Below are 17,408 nucleotides of genomic sequence, written 5' to 3'. Positions count from 1 at the left end.
TTTGTATACCCCTTTCTTTTGAACTCTTGCTATTATTTTAGATGTATGAATATAAAGTTACCCTGTTTTTCTTGACCACTTTTATTAAAAAAATAACTTTATAAGCGGGATATGTTCCGGTATTTTGTAGGAATCATATGATAATGCTTTTTAAAACTGACTGTAAAGTAATTTGAGTTAGAAAAACCGGTGCGTATTGCAATCTCTTCCATACCAAGGTGAGTAGTACGCACCAGATTTTCAGCCTCCCGAAGCCTTATGTTGGTCAGATACTCATGAAACGTCATGTGAAATGCATGCTTAAAATAACGGCAGAAATATCCCTTACTCATGGAAACGTGCCTTGCTGCATCATTTAGTTCGATTCTGTCGGAATAATTTTCTGAGATGTAATGATTCATTTTTTTCATAAACAGACCCATTCTCGCATTGGTCTGTTCCGGTTTTTGTAATATCTTCCCGCTTTTTACCACTTCATAGAAGAACTCCAGTATTCTGGCTTTTAAAAGCAGCTCAAATCCCCTTCCGCTATCTTCATAAACGCAGTATGCATCATTTAAAAGGTGAAATAAACGTTCACACCCCTGCTGCTTCGATGAAAGAAAGATATAAGGTCCAGTAGCTACGGAGAACATGGGATCAATGTAGTTCTGCCTGATGACATCATTCTCCATACTTCCCACAAAGTCATAGCTAAATAATATGGTACGGTAAATAAGATCTCCTTTTAAGCAGTCATTGGAGCCGTGAATTCTATCTGGCCGGATTAACAAAACATCTCCCTCATTTAACTGAATCACTTCATTTTCTATGCCGATTTTGACCGTTCCTTTGCATACCCAGAATAGTTCCAGTTCCCTGTGACAGTGAAAGTACAGAGGCGGTTCCTGTCCCGGCCCCTTAAGACCTCCTATTTTTTCTCCATTCATAAAAAAGGTGTGAAAGGTCTTTCCTTCTCTCAGTCTGATGTCTGTTTCATGGATGCTGAGAGGGAAAAATGCGTTTCCGTGCTGGATTGGTTCTTTATATTTTGATCTTCTTGCTGATTCCATTGGTTCCATCTGGCTTTTCACACCCTTTCCTGTTTTTAATGATTCAATTGATATAGCAGTTTTAGATAATTATAACATAGCTTTGTAATGTATTTAACTTAAAATTACTCCGCAAAACTATGCTTACCAGATCCCTCCCCGGATCTTATAGGTATTATAAAAAGTTGTATCATCAGGATATTCCACTGTAGTAACTAAATTTCCTGTGCCATCATCTTCTACCTGTACTGTGACTGTTATTGTTTTGCTGTCATAGTTCATATACGGGATAGGATCAGAAGGTTTTATTTCCCGGATCTGATATGTATACTCGCCCGGTTCATCAAAGGATTCCATAAAGCTGACAGTGCCATCTGCCCTGTTTACAGCTTTTTGTATGTCACCCGTCTCCATATTCTTAAGTTCAAATTCAAACAATCCGGAGGTAAGCTGCATTCCGGTCAGGACTTTCTTCACTTCTATTGTTGCTGATTCCGTCTGGTAAGTAAAACTATTCTTAAAAACCTGATCGGGCCAGTAGGAAACTTCTGCCTTCAGCTTACCGTTGTTGTCTGTAACCAGAACTTTCGCCGTAATTGTTTTTAAATCATACGTAATATTGGGATCGGCAGGGATGGGCACTGATTCCCGGATCAGATACGTGTAGGTACCTTCTTTTGTAAACGTCAGAGGGGAGAAACTGATTTTTCCGGAACCATTATTGGATACGGTCTCCACTCCCTCATTGTTTCCGTTAAGAAGACGGAACTGGAACATTCCTTTCTTCAGAGTCCGTCCCGAAAGCTTTTTTTGAGCATTCAGGCTGACAGATACCGGCTGAGGTTCATAATGATTGACAAAGGTAACATCAGCTGGATATCGGACCTGGGCTTTTAGTTCATCTCCGGATCTTGTGGCCTCTGCCTCTACCTGAATCGTCTTCGTATCATACACCATGCCCGGTATTTTCTCTTTTGGAATGATCTCTTTTACATGATAGAGAAAAACCCCCGGTTTGTTCAGTTCTACTGCAGGAAAGGAAATATTGCCTTCCCTGTCATTAAAAGCTGTTGCAACAGGAATTTCATTTCCATCAGATATCCTGCTGATCTCAAACTGGAAACTGCCTGATTCCAGTGTCTTCCCTGTCAGAATCTTTTTTAAACGGATTTCAGCCTGAACAGGCTCCGGTTCAACAACCTGGATCACTGGTTTATTGTAAGTATACTCAGCCCTGCCGCTATTGCCGTAGGAATAGGTAAGTCCGGCCTTTGTATTGGAATAAAATCCGGGCATTCCCGAACTGGTGCTGTTGCCTGGATAATCCGTTCCGGAATCTCCTGTATGGGGATAGTTTTGATTTATATCATAGGAGTCCAGTGCTTTATCGGAAGCACGTACATTAAAAGACATGACATAACGGCTTGCCGGCAATGTAGCACTTAACAGTTTTATACTTATCCCCCCATTTTCGTAACCTGCCTGATAATCGCTGCCGTCTGACAGATATTCTGGCTGATTGCTGCCGGTCTGACGCATCACCTTTAAGTCTCCCATATAATCAACGTACTCTGAAAGCTGGTCATGTATTGACACATCGTAAAACGAATTGCTGATCTGAGACATAAACCGGTTAAATGCATTGTTTATTTGTTCCGCACTGGCCGCCTGTACCATATATTTTTCAATACCGGTATTCACCATCTGGGTAATGGTCTGCAGTGTGGATGCGCCTCCGGTACTGCTCCCCATGAATATAGAATAAAACCGGTCAACTCCCTGCATCTGTCTGGCTGCATCAGCAGCATAAATAGTTCCTACCTCTGTATAAACGGAATACCCAAGTGCCTGTGCTGCAGGAGTTGCTGCAGTTGGCTGACCGTCGGTAATAAAAAATACAACCTGCTCAGCTTCCGGTGAGGAAAGCCCCCCGATCAGTTCTGATGCCTGATTCATGGACTGGTAATAATTTGTTCCACCTTCCGCACCTCCTGGAAGAGCCAGGGAATTTATCGTATGTAATAAACTTTCCTTGTCTGTACTTCCTGAAACGACAAGATTGGAATTTGTTCCAAAAGTGATGATGGAAAAGCGGTTATCCGGATTCTCTGAAAGAGTAGATACCGCATTGTATACCGTCTGTTTCATGACGTCAAACCTGGAGGCGCCTCCCATTGATTCTTCCATGGAATTACTCACATCCAAAACAAAAATAATATCCGATTTTTTAGCTTCCTCTTCGCTGCTGGTAGTTAAATCCAGATAAAGCCGGTAATCATTGACCCCATGGGCATCTGTATCCGGATTCTCCGCACCGTCACCCAGATAATCGATCACTTTCTTATGATCTGGCTCCGGCACCTCCTTTGGCGGAACCTCTTCAATATCCGGATTATATTTAAAATGCAGAGTGACGTTGACATTGGCTGCATTACCGCCAATAGAAATCCAGTTATAGGCCTGGGTTGCAAATGGATTGGAAGCCTTCCCTGTTCCGTTATAGGTATAGGCGCTAACGTTTTCCCCGTATTCAACGGAGACAAGACTCAAATGCGAATCGGTGTATCCATTAGCCCCGAACCATACTGTATTGCAATTTGTGCCTGAATACTTTCCAGAGAACTTTACGGTTGATGTGAGGCCGTTTCTCACAGTTACCACTCCTGTTTCATATCCGGATGGATAATAAGCCGGATAACTGCCGGATTTTGACATCTGGTAGATCCGTTTTGCATCATATCTGGAATATATCTTTCCGGCCTGATCTGGATAATCCGAGGAATTATCAATCACAGTAGTTACATTGATAGTCAGGGGCTGGACAGAAGCTGCCAGGACCTTCCCGGGATAAAGAAACAGTCCAAAAAGTGCCAGCAGCATAACCGGCAGCCCTTTTCTTATTATTTTAAACATTAGTTTTACCTCCACACACTCCTTCTTAAGCTAATTCTTCAGTTCCCGGATCCAATCTGACAAAAAGCCTTCCGGATCTGTTACTTTACCTGAAAATATCATATCTAATTTCTCCGCACATATCGTTTTTTCATCCTGAGACATGGCATGGTAGAATGGATAATATACTTCCTTTTTCCCGCTTACCAGTTCATATGCCTGCCTGATCTCCTTATCATCCGGCTTTAAGCCTCTTACAGCCGGAAGCATCCCAAACTCGGAAGAAAATGCCAGCTGATTCTTTTGAGTCAGGAGATAGGAAAGGAATTTTTTTGCTTCCTTCACTGATTTCCCTTTTTTTGCAGCTCCGAACATGTGATTTGCTTTCCAGACTCCTGCTTTTGTATAATCCTCTCCCGGCAGCAGGAACCAGCCATAGGAAGATGGCATGCTATTATTTAACCAGGCAATATCCTCTGTGGTGCCGCAGATCATAGCGTATTTTTTCTGTGCAAAATTCTCTAATAAAGCCTGGTGTCCCTTCACACAGAGTTCTTTATCCAGGGACAACTCCATTGCAATTCCCAGCAAATCATAATAGCCGGTATTTTTACCCAGCAGCTTTTTAAAATCCTGTTTTTCTGATTCTTTTCCTTTCAGACTCTTTCCGTTTGCCAGAATCCCAGCCGCAAAATCAAAAGAGTCAAAGACCCCCTCCTCTGTCAGCGACATGGCAAATGGCCGGCAGGATGACTGTTTTAATATGGCACAATTTGTTACAAAATCCGAAAGTGTTACAGGGACCACTAACTGATTCTGTTCATAAATTTCTTTATTATAAAATATCACCGGAACACTGCCTGCTGCAGGAAGTGCATAGGTCTTTTCCCCTTCACTGCCTGCAGGGATAAGATCTGCATAGGTCAGCGCCTCAAGCTTTCTGCTGTTTATAAATTCCTTAAGACTTTCAGGAGGAATGGCAAAAACATCCGCAGTCTCACCCTCTGAAGCCGCTTTCAGCCACTCTGCCGTATATGTTTCATAGGGAACCAGCCTGATATTTATAGTTACTCCGTCATTCTCCTTCTCGTAATCCGATGCGATTTTCTCATAAAAGTCCTCATGTCCGGTGTCCCAATTCCAAAATGTAAGTGTGCACTCCCTTACCTCATTCTTTTTTAAAATAGATCCGTTTTTATTGCATGCTGTGAGAGAACAAACCGCTGCAAGCAGAAAAACGACCGCTGAAAAAGCTTTGTTTTGCATTAAGTTACCTCATTTCTAATCCGTTACCAGCCGTCCGGCATATCTGCACTGTCATAATCCCAGCTTCCGTCAGGCTGGCTGGTATAAGAACCATTGTAGCTGGAAACCGGTAAAGCAGGATGCCATATGACATCCGAAATCCCTTCTCCGTACGTTTCCCCTCCGTCAAAAAAGACGGTTATCGTAGTCGTATCAGCTCCAAAAATCTTTAAAAATGTATAAGAGTATTCTTCGCTGAGCTGTGTCCGTATCTTGTAATACCGGTAATTGGTTTCCGGGGTATCTTCTTTAAAATACACCTTCACCGTTCCTTTAAACTGATTCCTTCTCATTGCATCTTCTATTAAGTGATAACTGTCCAGCCCAGGATTATCGGAATATCGGATGGAATCCTGGAACGTAAACCTGTCTTCCTTCACAAGCTGGCATAGATTCATTAGTGCATTGCGCTTTAAGTAAATGAGCCCCAGATCCATGGATATCCCGATAAAAAAAATCAGGACAGTCAGGCTTCCGGCGAAAAGCAGCAGAATATTTCCATCTTCCCGGCCAAAACAGGCAAATTTCTTTTTCCACCTGGATTTACATTTCATGCTTTACTCCTTTTTTGTTACCAAAGCTACTCAGATCTGTGCTGGGTGGCAACAACCCTGCTGCAGCTCAATTTTTTTTCCTTCGTCACTCTGGATCCGAAAACCTGCCGCCCCAAAAAGGTAAGGGGGTATATATCATAGGACAGGGTGGCTTTCAAATCCATATAGCGTGTCCGGCTGATAGCCGTTGCGGTATCCGCCGGTGTCCGCCCTGGCACCGAAAAAGTTACTTCTTCATTCTCCATTACCGCCTGTGCATCACTGACTGTTAAATTCTCCGGTAAAAAGCCCCAAAAACTGGCCTCTTTTATTCGTTCCACCAAAGGGTCTGACACCGTATTTCCGCTGTAGACAGCTTTGGACGGGCAGGTATCCATGGGATCCGAATCCCCGAAATCCGACGCCTGGACAGACCAGCTGGAATACTGGTAACTCTGATCAAATACAGTCTGCTGGTATGACATCCAGCCCACTTCAATTATGAAAAGGATAATCATGAAAAAAATGGGAAAAACCAGTGCAAATTCTACCATTCCCTGTCCTTTATCCTGTTTCAAAGCCGGTAAATATTTCATAAATCCTCCTCCTCCCGTACATGCTATGGAGTATAGCCGTTTATATAAATATCACGGGAATAGACAGGTGTCTTCACTTTATATGTATTTCCCAGAAAAAGGGTCCCCCAGAAGGTTACTGCAGAACGCTCATAAGAAAGCTGCATCTGCACCTCCGTATACTCATAACTGCCGGGGCGCACTTCAAACTGGCTGCCAAAATCAGATGGATTGGACAAATCGCTAGAGTATACGTAATAACTGTAATCATTCTTCTGACTGCCTGCTGCATTCAGTTCCTCAATATTAACCTTTGAAGGATCTAACCGCTCCGTGAAATTCTGTGTAATTATCTGTGTCACCTTATTACTCACCGTCCCTGAAGAAATATCAGAATAGTCCAGACGGCTCATGCATTCGCTGGCAGCACTGCTTAATGTCATCTTCGTATTCATGCAGATAAAAAAATCCACAGGAGCAGTAAGGAGCAGCACTATAATAGGGAGAATCAGGGCAAATTCCAGTATCGACTGCCCGTTCTCATCGTTCCCTTTTAAGTCAGCCAATGTTCTTTACCTCCCTGGTCTTCTCGGCATACTCTCCTTCCATCACAGAGAATAATCCCCTGGCTTTCTGCATAGCTTTGTCACAGGTAAAAAGCTCCGGGTCAGAAGGCTCCCGTTTTTCTGCACTGACAGAAGGCTGTTTTTCCGGCAATACCGCCCGTTTTTCCCGTTCCGCCGGTAAGGAAGCTTTTTTCTGCAGCTCCATTCCTTTTTCCAGCTGCATATTCCTGGATTTTAACTCTTCAATCTGAGCCAGAAGACCTCTTTGGATGTCTAACAGTTCCACATTCTGAAGCTTCAGCGCCGCCTGTTCCCCAATGGCTTTTTTAAGGGTATCCCGTTCCTGGGTTGTACGCTCCATGTAAAGGTTCATACTTTCGGACTGAGTTTCCATCTGTTCCATAATCATCTGTATCGTTTCTTTTAAGGAATCTATGGTATCTTTTAGCTTTTGATTTTCCTGCCGGGTCAGTATGGCTCCCTGCTCCTGTCCCTGGTAATGTTTCAGAAGCATGTCCTTTTCTTCAATCTGCTGCTCCTGCCTTTTTATCTGGGTTGAATTTTCCTCGTAATTTTTATATAAAACGTCAACCTTATCTTCCAGCTCTTTTTTGTAGTTCTCCTGTTCTTCATATTGCTTCTTTAATTCATCAAGCTTTTTTTCAAATTTTTCCTTTTCTGCCGCTAAAGCCTGCTGCTCCATTTTTTCCCGTTCAGCAATCAAAGCCTTAAGTTCCAATCTCTCCTTTTCGGCTGACAAAAGCTGTTGTTCCAGCTTTTCCCGTTCAACAACCAGAGCCTGCTGTTCCCATTTCCCTCTTTCATTCACCAGGGCCCGCTGCTCCTGCTCTTCCTTTCGTGCCTGGCGTTCCTGCTCTAAAGCTATGGAGTTTTCCTCCATCTTCATAAGAAGCTTCTCATATTTTTGCTCAGCTTCCTCTTTCTGGCGGAGCAGTTCTTCCATCTCCGGCTGAGGCAGACCACCAAGGGATACTTTCAGCAGGTCTTCCTCCATATCTTTCATTTTTGCCAGCAGAGCTTCATAATCCTGCTGATAATTTGATAATTGTCCATTCAGCCGGATAATGTCCTGTTCTTTTTGGGAGATCTCTTCCTCATACAGTGCTTTCTGTTGCTGCATATCTTCATAACCAGAATATTTGTTCTCCAATTCTTCCAATTTTGCTGCTGACAGCCTGGCCTCCTGCATCGCCCTTTCCTTTTGCGCAATTGCGTCGGAAAGCTTTTCCTCTGCCGTGTTTAACTGCTCTCTTAGCACCTGGCATTCCTGGGTAACGCTGACTTTTTCAGCCGTCAGCTCACGGATCTGCTGCTCCAGCTGCATCTTGATCAGCATCAGATTATTCCTCATTTCCAAAGCATATTCTTCCACACTCTTTTTGGTATACCCTCCGACTACCGTTGTCTGGAGCTTTGAAGCAAGCTCGTTTTGCATGTTCTTACCTGTAAGGCCTTCCATGCCGTCAGGAAGCATCCCCCCCATCTGTGCGGCGTTTTCTGCATCCTGTCTGAAATCATTTACCTGATTATAATTCATATTACGACCTCCTTTCTTCAACACAGCTGATAAACAGCTGATTTTCGGTCTTCAACTTTCTTGCAGCACCTTTATTTAATTCTAATATCTTTCCAGTTCCCTTTACAAAGCTTCCCAGCCTCCAGGGATACACGGTTTCCTTTTTTAAAATCTTATTACCATGGTCCAGATATACCACATCAATAGGAAAACGCATAAAGCATGTATGGATACGGGAACAGGAATCTAAAAGCAGGGCATTTCCTTCATTAAGCCTGGGGCGAAACATCAGCCCCAGCAGTCTTTTAAAGAAGGTGCCGGCAATTTCTGCCTGCACATTGAAACCATTCTCCCCTTCAATCTGTACTATCATAGCTACATACCTCCAAACATTTCCATAATTGACATAACTGCCGGTCCCAGAAGCACAATAAAGATGACCGGAAATATAAATAACACCATGGGGAGCAATATCTTAACAGACAATTTCTGTGCCTTTTCCTCTACATTCTGTTTATGAGTCTGCCGGATTGCAGACGCCTGAATGGACAGGATATTCTGCATGGAGGATCCCATTTCATCGGCCTGGACCACAGCAGTAACAAATGTGCGAATCTCCATATTATCACACCGGTCTGCGAATCCGAGCAGGGCATCCTTTCGCCTGCGTCCCAGGGAAATTTCCCTCTGGGTTACATCAAGTTCATCGATCAGGGCACCACTGGATTTTTCTACCACATATCCCAGCGCCTGGTCAAAGCCCAGTCCCGCCGAAACACTGACACTTAGTAAATCCATCATTTCCGGAAGCTGATGATATAGTTCATCTTTCCGTTTTTTTATTTTACTTTTTAAATGAAAGCGGCTCACCACAATTCCAGCATAAAGACCAAGTACACCATAAAGAACAGACTGTAAAAAACCTCCCGTCCTTCCGTATAAAACGCCCAAACCAATGCAGACTGCCGTAAAGAAGGCAACTGATGCGCTGTAGTTTTGGGATTTCATATGAATTCCTGCCTGTCTTAGCTGCTGCTCTATTCTCTCTAAAGCCGCAGGGTTTTTAGGTGAAAATACGGAAAATATGGTAAGAATGCGGTTAAAAACCGGTCTCATGATCCGTTCCGCGATGGAAACATCCAGTTCCCCTGTTTCTCTCTGCCGTTTTCCCATGTCTTCCACAGATTTTAAGCGTTCATTCAGAGCAAGTGTTTTAGAAAAAGCAGCTGAGAAACATACATCCACAAAAAAATAAGCAAATACTGCGCCTGCTATGGCTGTCAGAAATATCATCTTTTTTTCTCCTGTTTTTATCTCTTATGGTTTCATCAAAATTTTATCTTTACAATTTTATTGATCATTAAGAAGCCAAAAATCTCCATTCCTCCGCCAAGCATCAGTAATAAGCGTCCCATCATAGAAGAAAACAGCGGGGAAATATACCCAGGATTGGCAAAGGAAAGAGCAAAAAGCAGAAGGACCGGAAGTGCTCCGATCACCTGACCTGTGATTCTTCCCTGAGCAGTCAGCGTCTTTATGGAGCGCTTGATTGTCAGTCTGTCCCGAATGGTCTGGGAGATGATATCCAGTATTTCTGCCAGATTTCCTCCCACCCGCTGCTGGATAACAACAGCTGTGGTCAGCAGCTTTAGATCATCGCTTTCCATTCGGTCAGCCACCATTAAAAACGACTGTTCCAGTTCCCCACCCAGCTTAAGCTCCCTGACAATTGTGTTCAGTTCACCGCCAATGGGATTGGCTAAATCCCCTGAAACATTCTCCAGTGCCTGTTCAAAGGAAAAACCGGCTCTCAGACCATTGGAGAGCACCATCAGGGCATCCCCTAACTGAGCCTCGAACAGGGACCGCTGTCTGGCAGCTGCCATTTTAAGAAAGAACGGGGGAACAACCAGTCCTATCAGGAAAAGTCCCATACACTGAATTAAATCCGGAGCAAATGCAAATAAAAGCATGGCCGGAGCAAAGATAAGAAGAAACCAGATCATGATAAACTCCTCCGGACGCAGCCTGATTCCGGATAAACTGACCTCTTCCTTCAGTTTTTTGGAAATATGTATAAAGCGCAAAAGCTGTCTGTCCTTTTTTTCTTCTCCGTCAGACGCTGCTGTTTCTTTTTTTACCCGGCTTATATCACTTAACCGTTTATTGATCTTCAGCTGTTTTACTAACAGGAATTCCAGTATTAATTCAATGGCAAAATAGCTGAATATTGCCGCAGAAAGCAGACAAACCATTATCATTTTTACCTCCTTTCCGCAAGGAACCAGTCATCCCTGCAATAACCACCATTTTCCCTGATCTTATCAAGAATTTTCGGATGAATTCCGGTTGGTTCAAATCTGCCTGCAATTTTTCCGTTTCCATCTGTACCGCTCTGGCGGAAACTGAAGATATCCTGCATGGTAACGGTATCTCCTTCCATTCCCACCACCTCAGATATGTTGACAATTTTTCTGCTTCCATCCCGTAAACGGGACTGGTGAACGATTAAATCAATGGCAGAGGTGATCTGCTCTCTGATGGCTTTTGCCGGCAATTCCATTCCTGACATCAAAACCATTGTTTCCAGTCGGGATATCACATCTCTGGAAGAATTTGCATGTACCGTAGTCAGGGAACCGTCATGACCTGTGTTCATGGCCTGCAGCATATCAAGCGTCTCTCCGGAACGGACCTCTCCGACAATAATCCGGTCCGGACGCATTCTAAGTGCATTCTTTACCAGATCCCTGATGGAAACAACACCTTTTCCTTCGATATTGCTTGGCCTCCCTTCCAGAGTCACCACATGATCCTGTTTCAGCTGAAGCTCGGCCGCGTCCTCTATGGTAACGATTCTTTCACTGTCAGGAATATACCCTGATAATACATTTAACAGTGTGGTTTTACCTGAACCGGTTCCTCCGGAAACAATGATATTGCAGCGTCCCTTAACTGCTGCCTCCAGAAAACCTGCCATCTGGGAGGACAAGGAGCCATATCCGATTAAATCACCGATCTTAAGGGGCGTGGAAGAGAATTTTCTGATTGTGATGGAGGGACCTTTTAAAGCGATGGGCGGAATGATGGCATTAACACGGGAACCGTCTGCCAATCGTGCATCCACCATGGGTGTAGCTTCATCACAGCGCCTTCCCACAGATGAAACGATCCGGTTGATTACCTTTAACACATGGGCATCATCCCGAAAGCTTGCAGCTGTCATCTCCAGCCTGCCTCCCCGCTCTATGTAAATCTGCCTTGCACTGTTCACCATGATCTCAGAAACAGAATCATCCCTAAGAAGCGGCTCTAAGGGACCCAGTCCCATAACATCATCATAAATTTCCTGAGCAAGTTTGGATTCTTCCAGACGGGTCAGACTCTCCTCCTGCCTGGCAATGGCCTGATGGATTATATCCATAACATCAATGAACTTCCCACTGGTACTGTCCGAGAAACGGTCATTGTATTCCCGTATTACCTCCTGGTGAACCGTCTGCTTCAATTTATCATAATTTTTATCCGTCCTGTTTCCTGACTCAGCGTTTGAAACGTTGAAATGCTTTGAAACAGTATGGTCTGTTTCCTTTGTCTGACCCAGACGAGCTACCCACTCCATGGCTTACAAAGTCTCCTTTCCTTTTTGAAGGAATGATATCCGTTTCTTTTTTCTGCTTTTCACATTTCTGTAACCCTCGTTCATTCCTTCTAACTGTTCTGTTATATTGGAAATTTCCTTGCAGATTTTACTTTTCGGATATGACAATACCAGTGGCTGCCCCTGATTTGCTGCTGCCACTGCTGATTTTTCATCATAGGGGATGGACCCCCACACCGGCATGCCCAGCACACGGGAAACATCGCTGTCTGATATTCCATAACCACAGGACTTTCCGACAACCAGTTTAATCTTCTGTTTATCCGTCAGCTCTGCCAGCACCTGCAGACTTTTCTTCGCATTGTGCAGCGCAGGCACATCTTTTACTGTTACAAATAAAACAGTGGAGGCACAGTCAATACAGCATGCTGATGTATCATCAAACCCTGAAACTGCATCGACAATTACATAGTCATAATAAACCCGCAGTGCCGCAATGATACTTTCAACCTGCCTGGCTGTGATGGAAGCCCCGTATTCCGGGCTGTGTGGATTGGGAAGGAAGTTCACTCCGGAAAGATGGAGGGACAAAAACTGCCGGATCGTATCCACGTTGGGATTACTCTGTTCCTGAATCAGTTCCAGAATCGTATTTCTTGGATTCATACCAAACAGATTACCAACGTCACCGGACTGAAAGTCATAATCCAGAATAACCACCTTATTATTTTTCTGAGCCAGCTTGATTGACATATTTACAGCAAGAGTGGTCTTTCCCACTCCAGCCTTTGGTCCGAAGACCATAATTACTTTTGATTTGGAAGACTTGGCTCCTGTATTTTCCAATGCCAGAATCCGGTTAGATTCATTGCTGTAGATACCCTTTAATTCTGCAATCAGATTAATGGGTTCTATATTTTCAGGCAGTATGTAGTGGACTCCGGACTGCAGGATCTTATACATCAGATCGCTGTCATCCAGATCAGACAGCACAATCGGTACAGAGCGCGGACGCAGCAGATAAATCTGCTGGCAGGACCGCAGGGCCATGGGTGAAGTATCTGTAATCAGAATCAGATCCGGCATGGTCCGGTTAATTTCATTCAGTACCTGATTCTCATCTACCACATATCCGACTACGGTCATCTCATCATCTTTGATCTGCGTTTTTATCTGTGAACATTTCTCCGGTATTCCCAGGAGCAGAATTTTAATTTTCACAAGCTGATTCCCCTTTCCCAAAGAAAACTAATTTCCTTCATAATTCTTAAGTACCGATCCACGGGGTTCATTAACAACATTGCTGTCCTCCTGTGGTCTGAGTGCCAGCTGTATTTTCCCTTCCCCGCTCTTCATGAGGGCAATCTGGGCTGCCTGGGAGGGGGTAACCTCCAATGTGACACTTACGTATTCCTCGTCTTTATAGTCTTTGTTGCTGTCAAAGGAAAACGAGTTTCCAAGCGCTGCAACCTTAATATTCTGCAGGGCAATGACAGAGAATTCATTGCCTATTGAATCATTTACAACCTGGGCATTGGCCGGATTCTGGGGTCCCATAATCCGTTCCATGGTAAGCCCTGCCGGAATCTCTTCTTCGCTCCCCTGCACAGACGATTTTAATGTTCCTGTAAAAATAACGTCCACATAGTTTCCCACTCTGAGATTATTGGAAACACCCTGTTCTAAATCGGTATTTATGGATACCGCCCTCTTGCCTTCCTCAAGCCTTGAGGAAAGTCCCAGAACTTCTGCATTGTCATCTGCCAGCCTTCGGTTTGTAAACACTTCATCCTGAAAGATATTTGCCACACATACCTTTCCCACAACTTCCTCCGGCTTACTGTAATATCCCTTTATATCTTCATCAACCAGTACCTTTTTAAGCTTTATCATATCCTTCGTCAGCGTTGTGTAGGGGGCGAGATCCTGCGCCGCAACAACTACTTCGATTTTCTGACCGTCAGCCCGGGTTGTGGACTGATGGTTTTCTCTCATTGCAAGCATCCGGTATCCGCCTATGAACACAAGGAATGCAACTGCCAATGCAATCAAACGAATTTTTTTCACCTTAATTCCTCCCTGGTATTACGCCTCATTACAATTCAAGACGAGGCTCGCAGATGTTCACTGAATATTCGCCTCGTCTTTCTATAAGCAACAGCCGGTTTGATTTTTTATCACTTTTTATTACGGCATTGAACCATTAATTGTATCAAATGTACCCTGAACCTTAGTGCCAAGTGCCTGTAATCCAAGAATAACAGCAACAGCAATCAGAGCAAGAATTAATCCATATTCCACCATACCCTGTCCGCTTTCCTCAGAAACAAATTTATCCCAAAGTTTTTTCATATTTTTCACCTCCCCATCTTTTGTATATTTAAAACCAGCATAAGACTTCATTATACTAATTCCACATTTCATCACAAATCTTTAATATGTATTAACCAAACCGGCTGGTTACTCCAAATATTATGGAAACATCGGAAGCAGAGTGTTCTGAATCAGATCGTAAATCTTAACTGCTGCCCCTGACATATTTCCGAAGGTAATCGCGGCTACGATTACTACTGTCGCAAACAAAGTTGCATATTCAACCATAGCCTGTCCATTTTCAGATTGAAATCGTTTCATATTCTCCTCATTTCACAAAATAGTGATCGATATGTACGGCCAAAGCAATGCGATCAGAAAACCTGCCATTATGTGGCCACACATAGGAAACGTACTTTCCCGGACCAGGAAACCATATTTTATTCCTGCCACACAATAAAATCCGATGACACAGGCCATCCCTGTCAGGAAGTAAAACACTCCCGGGAAGCCGACCGTTATTGCAATGATCATGGCGAGCTTTACATCTCCCATTCCAACTCCGGCAGTTCCTTTCCTTACATAAGTGAATATCATTGTCAGACCGAAAATAGCAATAACCAGCGCCATTGCTCCGGCTGAACCCATAAGACCAATCAAGCCGCCTGAATGTATACGGTATATAAGACCTGCTGCCAGAATCACCCACAGCATTTCATTGGCGATGATTCTTATTAACCTGTCCACACAAATCCCAAAAGCTGCAATATAGCAGATGAGAATCGTAAATATGGCCTGATCGAACGGTAATAGAAGGCGGGACAATCCTGTTATGCCTGCGGTAAAAATCAGGCTTACAGTTTTCCACTGGAGACCGGGGATTCTTATCGGCCCCGGATATCCCTTCCGCCTGCATTTATAACAGGCAAAGGAATATGATAATTCCGGTATAAAAAATCCAACCAGACAGCTTATGCCAGTCAAAACGGCAGTAACTATAATTCCATTCATTTTCTCCCCCCATGTTCCTAAACTTATAAGGCTTGTATGCTGTTTCAATGACTGATTCAAAACGGTTACAACAGAATACCTCTTTTGTTGTAAATAACTTAAAATTTAACCAGATGTGGGCCTTTAATAAAAAAAAGGAGGACACCACAAACAGGCTGGGGAATTTTTAACAACTCCAGCCTGTTTGTGCTATCCAAAATTAACAAATTTATACATTTAAAACAATTTCTTAAAATAATTGTAGACTTTTAAAGATTTATGTAGTATATTATTCAATAGATTCGACGTATTATTACAACAAAAGAGGTATTCCGTTGTATTGTGCGACTAATAGGTCTAATTGCTCCAATATTTTCAAATGTGCATGACCACTTTCTTTTGTGTAAATACGGGTAGTATTCACATCACTGTGTCCTAATATATCTGCAAGCCTCGATAAATCTTTCTCCATCGTATAAAAGGTTCTGGCAAACAAATGACGAAGGTTATGAGGAAATATCTTCTCTTCAGCAACTCGGGCCAGATATCCCAATGCTTTCATTTCCCTCCAGATATTGCTTCTGTCTACCGCTTTTCCATTGCGGGTAATAAAGATCATACCGGAAACAATATGCCGTTTCTTTGCATATTCTGTTAATAATTCGCATAATTGGCGGGTCAGCATAACGGTACGGATCCTGCCTTTGCATTCAACCTCTGCCACACCATTCCTCACTGCTTCAACGGTAATAAAGGGCAGCTCGGAAATTCGGATACCACAGGAACAGATTGTCTGCAGGATCATGGCCAGACGTTCATTTTTATTTTCCTGTGCTGCCTTGACCAGCCTTTTATATTCCCCTTTACTTAACTCCTTCTGTTCTGTACAGAACACACTGCTGCTGATCTTAAAAAATCTCACAGTGAAATCCGGCCAGCCGCTGTATTTAAAAAATCCATTAACTGCAGCCAGTGCTCCGTTGGCAGTTACTGGGGAAAACCTTTTTCGCAGCTGGGCTTTCCATAAGATTACCAGCTCTTTGTTTATGTTTCTCCCCTCCATAAAGTATGAAAATTGCTCCAGATAATACCGGTATTTCTGAATGGTCACCTGGCTCTTTTCCTGGCAGTACAGCCATTTGCAGTATTCTTCGATTACGCCTTCTGTTATAATTCTGTTTTCACTCTGATTCTTTTTCATAGTACCCTCCATAGTCTGCTATTGATATAATTCAGTTCGAAAATGTTTATGTGATTCAGTATCTGAAGATTATATCACTTATATTCAATATCGAAATATTTTTGTGATTCAGATAGCAGATAATGGGATTTTATGAAAAATATGTTTCAAAATAGAGATGATTTTTATGATATTTTACAGATCTACAGCTGATTTACATTTACAGCAGTGTAAAGATGTCTAAATATATTATCTATTTCACGTTTAACTTTTTTACATCAATGAAAGCAATCCATACAGCAACAATAATATCATCCATACACGATGTTCACCAATCGGCGCATGATAGTAACCAGTATCTGAGACTTTGTCTTACCTTCACCAATTTACCGCATATAGTAGTCATAAAATACCGGATGATTAGATTTTACTATGTAACCATTTTCAATCAGCCAGACAGCTAAACTTCTGCCGTAGCCGTATGCATTCTCCAATCCGTAAATAGGCTCAAGACCAAGATGATTGGATTTTCTTTTTGCCTTTTCCGCTAGTTTCTTAAATTCAATGGGCTTGTTTTCTATCACTACTACCTCTAACTTTTCATTCCAGCAGTTCACCATCACTGCGGTATGTGTTTCCTTATGCAGGTCAATCCCCACATAAAGCAGATTTTCTCTTCTCTGCAATTCTCTCCCTCCTGATCTTGTTTCCAACCAATTAGTTCCCGTACCGGCAACCTCAGATGACAGCGTAAACTCTTATTGACTCCGCAAGGGTTCGACAGCCTATCTACAACAAACCAATGGGTGAAAGGACAAGTTATTTCTTTTATTGGTTGTTGATGTTAACTCTGTATCGACTGGATTGCAAGTTATTTCTGGATTT

General features: G+C 43.0%; 18 protein-coding genes. All 18 read right to left on the bottom strand.

What is annotated here, in order from left to right:
• Positions 1-98: 98 nt before the first annotated feature.
• The 18 genes from CRO04_RS08460 to CRO04_RS08380 all read right to left on the bottom strand — a co-directional run bounded on the left by CRO04_RS08460 (position 99) and on the right by CRO04_RS08380 (position 17,209).
• On the bottom strand, positions 99-1,073 hold the full coding sequence (locus CRO04_RS08460) for an AraC family transcriptional regulator (protein ID WP_097003812.1): 975 nt from the start codon (positions 1,071-1,073) through the stop codon (positions 99-101).
• Positions 1,074-1,175: 102 nt separating this feature from the next.
• A complete protein-coding gene (locus CRO04_RS08455) occupies positions 1,176-3,944 on the bottom strand; it encodes a Spy0128 family protein (RefSeq protein ID WP_097003811.1) in 2,769 nt (922 codons plus the stop codon).
• A 30-nt stretch (positions 3,945-3,974) separates the two neighbouring features.
• Positions 3,975-5,189: an ABC transporter substrate-binding protein gene (locus CRO04_RS08450; protein ID WP_097003810.1), complete on the bottom strand. Its 1,215-nt coding sequence runs from the start codon at positions 5,187-5,189 to the stop codon at positions 3,975-3,977.
• 23 nt (positions 5,190-5,212) lie between these two features.
• Positions 5,213-5,782, bottom strand: coding sequence for a hypothetical protein (locus CRO04_RS08445; protein WP_097003809.1), 570 nt, complete (start codon positions 5,780-5,782; stop codon positions 5,213-5,215).
• 26 nt (positions 5,783-5,808) lie between these two features.
• On the bottom strand, positions 5,809-6,357 hold the full coding sequence (locus CRO04_RS08440; RefSeq protein WP_097003808.1) for a TadE/TadG family type IV pilus assembly protein: 549 nt from the start codon (positions 6,355-6,357) through the stop codon (positions 5,809-5,811).
• A gap of 23 nt (positions 6,358-6,380) precedes the next feature.
• Positions 6,381-6,902 (bottom strand): TadE/TadG family type IV pilus assembly protein, encoded by a 522-nt coding sequence (locus tag CRO04_RS08435; protein ID WP_097003807.1) that lies wholly within the window; start codon positions 6,900-6,902, stop codon positions 6,381-6,383.
• Complete coding sequence (locus tag CRO04_RS08430; RefSeq protein WP_097003806.1) at positions 6,895-8,460, bottom strand: hypothetical protein; 1,566 nt, start codon at positions 8,458-8,460, stop codon at positions 6,895-6,897. The genes CRO04_RS08435 and CRO04_RS08430 overlap by 8 nt, the downstream gene beginning before the upstream one ends.
• 1 nt (position 8,461) lies before the next feature.
• A complete protein-coding gene (locus CRO04_RS08425; protein ID WP_097003805.1) occupies positions 8,462-8,812 on the bottom strand; it encodes a DUF192 domain-containing protein in 351 nt (116 codons plus the stop codon).
• 2 nt (positions 8,813-8,814) lie between these two features.
• The gene (locus CRO04_RS08420) at positions 8,815-9,732 is read right to left on the bottom strand and encodes a type II secretion system F family protein (RefSeq protein WP_097003804.1); all 918 of its coding nucleotides are present in this window, start codon (positions 9,730-9,732) and stop codon (positions 8,815-8,817) included.
• 35 nt (positions 9,733-9,767) lie between these two features.
• Entirely contained in the window at positions 9,768-10,700 is a 933-nt protein-coding gene (locus CRO04_RS08415) for a type II secretion system F family protein (RefSeq protein ID WP_207654424.1), read from the bottom strand.
• 2 nt (positions 10,701-10,702) lie between these two features.
• Positions 10,703-12,061 carry a CpaF family protein gene (locus tag CRO04_RS08410; RefSeq protein ID WP_097003803.1) on the bottom strand — a complete coding sequence of 453 codons (1,359 nt, stop codon included), beginning with the start codon at positions 12,059-12,061 and terminating at the stop codon, positions 10,703-10,705.
• Between the two features lie 3 nt (positions 12,062-12,064).
• Complete coding sequence (locus tag CRO04_RS08405; RefSeq protein ID WP_097004055.1) at positions 12,065-13,261, bottom strand: P-loop NTPase; 1,197 nt, start codon at positions 13,259-13,261, stop codon at positions 12,065-12,067.
• Between the two features lie 27 nt (positions 13,262-13,288).
• Positions 13,289-14,107 carry a Flp pilus assembly protein CpaB gene (gene cpaB / locus CRO04_RS08400; RefSeq protein ID WP_166432505.1) on the bottom strand — a complete coding sequence of 273 codons (819 nt, stop codon included), beginning with the start codon at positions 14,105-14,107 and terminating at the stop codon, positions 13,289-13,291.
• Between the two features lie 120 nt (positions 14,108-14,227).
• Positions 14,228-14,392, bottom strand: a complete 165-nt coding sequence (locus tag CRO04_RS08395) for a Flp family type IVb pilin (RefSeq protein ID WP_097004054.1) — start codon at positions 14,390-14,392, stop codon at positions 14,228-14,230.
• Between the two features lie 120 nt (positions 14,393-14,512).
• A complete protein-coding gene (locus CRO04_RS26140; protein ID WP_166432504.1) occupies positions 14,513-14,674 on the bottom strand; it encodes a hypothetical protein in 162 nt (53 codons plus the stop codon).
• 12 nt (positions 14,675-14,686) lie between these two features.
• Positions 14,687-15,364 (bottom strand): prepilin peptidase, encoded by a 678-nt coding sequence (locus CRO04_RS08390; protein ID WP_097003801.1) that lies wholly within the window; start codon positions 15,362-15,364, stop codon positions 14,687-14,689.
• A gap of 292 nt (positions 15,365-15,656) precedes the next feature.
• Positions 15,657-16,544, bottom strand: coding sequence for a tyrosine-type recombinase/integrase (locus CRO04_RS08385; protein WP_097003800.1), 888 nt, complete (start codon positions 16,542-16,544; stop codon positions 15,657-15,659).
• A gap of 365 nt (positions 16,545-16,909) precedes the next feature.
• Positions 16,910-17,209 (bottom strand): transposase, encoded by a 300-nt coding sequence (locus CRO04_RS08380; RefSeq protein ID WP_207654423.1) that lies wholly within the window; start codon positions 17,207-17,209, stop codon positions 16,910-16,912.
• Between the last annotated feature and the right edge of the window lie 199 nt (positions 17,210-17,408).

Source organism: Lacrimispora amygdalina, assembly GCF_900205965.1.
Taxonomy (GTDB): Bacteria; Bacillota; Clostridia; order Lachnospirales; family Lachnospiraceae; genus Lacrimispora; species Lacrimispora amygdalina_A.
This window is presented reverse-complemented; position numbering and strand designations above follow the sequence as displayed.

What these genes read in the sequence shown, in the direction of transcription:
- CRO04_RS08420 (WP_097003804.1), bottom strand. Translation starts at nt 9,732, where the DNA reads ATGATATTTCTGACAGCCATAGCAGGCGCAGTATTTGCTTATTTTTTT.
- CRO04_RS08395 (WP_097004054.1), bottom strand. Translation starts at nt 14,392, where the DNA reads ATGAAAAAACTTTGGGATAAATTTGTTTCTGAGGAAAGCGGACAGGGT.
- CRO04_RS08450 (WP_097003810.1), bottom strand. Translation starts at nt 5,189, where the DNA reads ATGCAAAACAAAGCTTTTTCAGCGGTCGTTTTTCTGCTTGCAGCGGTT.
- CRO04_RS08410 (WP_097003803.1), bottom strand. Translation starts at nt 12,061, where the DNA reads ATGGAGTGGGTAGCTCGTCTGGGTCAGACAAAGGAAACAGACCATACT.
- CRO04_RS26140 (WP_166432504.1), bottom strand. Translation starts at nt 14,674, where the DNA reads ATGAAACGATTTCAATCTGAAAATGGACAGGCTATGGTTGAATATGCA.
- CRO04_RS08390 (WP_097003801.1), bottom strand. Translation starts at nt 15,364, where the DNA reads ATGAATGGAATTATAGTTACTGCCGTTTTGACTGGCATAAGCTGTCTG.
- CRO04_RS08385 (WP_097003800.1), bottom strand. Translation starts at nt 16,544, where the DNA reads ATGAAAAAGAATCAGAGTGAAAACAGAATTATAACAGAAGGCGTAATC.
- CRO04_RS08455 (WP_097003811.1), bottom strand. Translation starts at nt 3,944, where the DNA reads ATGTTTAAAATAATAAGAAAAGGGCTGCCGGTTATGCTGCTGGCACTT.
- CRO04_RS08425 (WP_097003805.1), bottom strand. Translation starts at nt 8,812, where the DNA reads ATGATAGTACAGATTGAAGGGGAGAATGGTTTCAATGTGCAGGCAGAA.
- CRO04_RS08430 (WP_097003806.1), bottom strand. Translation starts at nt 8,460, where the DNA reads ATGAATTATAATCAGGTAAATGATTTCAGACAGGATGCAGAAAACGCC.
- CRO04_RS08445 (WP_097003809.1), bottom strand. Translation starts at nt 5,782, where the DNA reads ATGAAATGTAAATCCAGGTGGAAAAAGAAATTTGCCTGTTTTGGCCGG.
- CRO04_RS08415 (WP_207654424.1), bottom strand. Translation starts at nt 10,700, where the DNA reads ATGATAATGGTTTGTCTGCTTTCTGCGGCAATATTCAGCTATTTTGCC.
- CRO04_RS08440 (WP_097003808.1), bottom strand. Translation starts at nt 6,357, where the DNA reads ATGAAATATTTACCGGCTTTGAAACAGGATAAAGGACAGGGAATGGTA.